This window comes from Xanthobacter autotrophicus, assembly GCF_029991245.1.
Classification (GTDB): Bacteria; Pseudomonadota; Alphaproteobacteria; order Rhizobiales; family Xanthobacteraceae; genus Xanthobacter; species Xanthobacter autotrophicus_C.
In genome coordinates this window covers 1-1,390 of the sequence record NZ_JAIVFO010000295.1, presented here as the reverse complement: position 1 = coordinate 1,390, position 1,390 = coordinate 1, and the positions used below count along the sequence as shown (strand labels likewise).

Here is a 1,390-nt window from a genome sequence, read left to right as displayed (position 1 = left end):
GGCGAATGTCAAATGGGGCGGCGGCGGGAGGCCAGGATGGCGGTTTCGCGGCCCGAAACACCTTGCCCCTCTTTCTGGCCTGCGTGATCGCCCTGGGGATCGCAGGCGCGACGAATACCGCACCTGCAGGGGCACAACCCGCTCACACCTCCCCGGCGGTCCTCAGCAGAAACGCGTGGAGCGCTTCGGCGGCGAGGCCGATGTCAGCGGGGGAAGCGTATTCGCGCGGGTTGTGGCTGCCGTTTTCGGAGCGGACGAACAGCATGGCCATGGGCATGATGCCCCGGAACACCATGGCGTCGTGCCCGGCGCCGGAGGGCAGGCGCAGCACCGGCAGGCCGAGGCCTTCCACCACCTGCGCCATGCGCTCCTTCAGGACGCCGTGGCAGGGCGCGGCAGGCACCTCGTGGCCGATGTCGAGGACGGCGCGCACGCCGCGCCGTTCCGCGATCTCGCCGATGGCCGTGCGGATGTCCGCGACGGCGCGCTGGCGCAGCTCGTCGGAGAGGGTGCGCACGTCGAGGGAGAACTGCACCTCGCCCGGCACCACGTTCACGGCGCTGCCGGCAATGATCATGGTGCCAACTGTGGTCACCAGGGCATCCGCATCGGCGCGGCCTCGGGCTTCCACCGCGAGGATCATCTCGGCGGCGGCGGCCAGCGCGTCGTGGCGCATGGGCATGGGCAGGGTGCCCGAATGGCCGGCCTCGCCGCGCACGCGGACATGCCCGCGCGAGGCCCCGGCGATGCCGGTGACGATGCCGAGCGGCGCGCCCGCCGCCTCCAGCACCGGGCCCTGCTCGATATGCACTTCCACATAGCCCAGCATGTCGTCCGGGTTCCGCCGGCATTCGGCGATACGCTCCGCCGGCGCGCCGAAGGAGCGCAGCGCCTCGGCGCGCGAGATGCCCTGCTGGTCCACGTCCTCCAGGCTCTTGGGATCGAAGATGCCCGCCAGGGCCTTGGACGAGGTGAGGGTGGAGAGGAAGCGCACGCCCTCCTCGTCGGCGAAGGCCGCCACCTCGATGGCGAACGGCAGGCGCAGGCCTTGGGCATTCAGGGCTTCCACCGCCGCGATGGCGGTGAGCACGCCCAGATTGCCGTCATAGATGCCGGCGTTGCGCACCGTGTCGATGTGCGAGCCCATGAGCAGGGTCTTGGCATTGGCCCGGTCCGCCGCATAGCGCCCGACGATGGTGCCGGTGGCGTCCATATGGACCTGGGTGAGGCCAGCCTCGCGCATCCAGTGCGACACCTGCGCCGCCGCCCGCTTGTGGGACGGCGTGAGGGTGAGGCGGGTCAGCTCCCCCGGCACGTCCGAGAAGGCGGCCAGCTCTTTGAGGCGCGCGGTGATGGCGGTGCCGTCGAGGGGCGCGAGGGTGGCCTCACC

General features: G+C 71.3%; 1 protein-coding gene. It reads right to left on the bottom strand.

Annotated elements, in window-relative coordinates; all coding sequences use genetic code 11:
• Positions 1 to 142: 142 nt before the first annotated feature.
• Positions 143 to 1,390: allantoate amidohydrolase (locus tag K9U41_RS22840; protein ID WP_282643131.1), on the bottom strand; the 1,248-nt coding region annotated here is incomplete at its 5' end.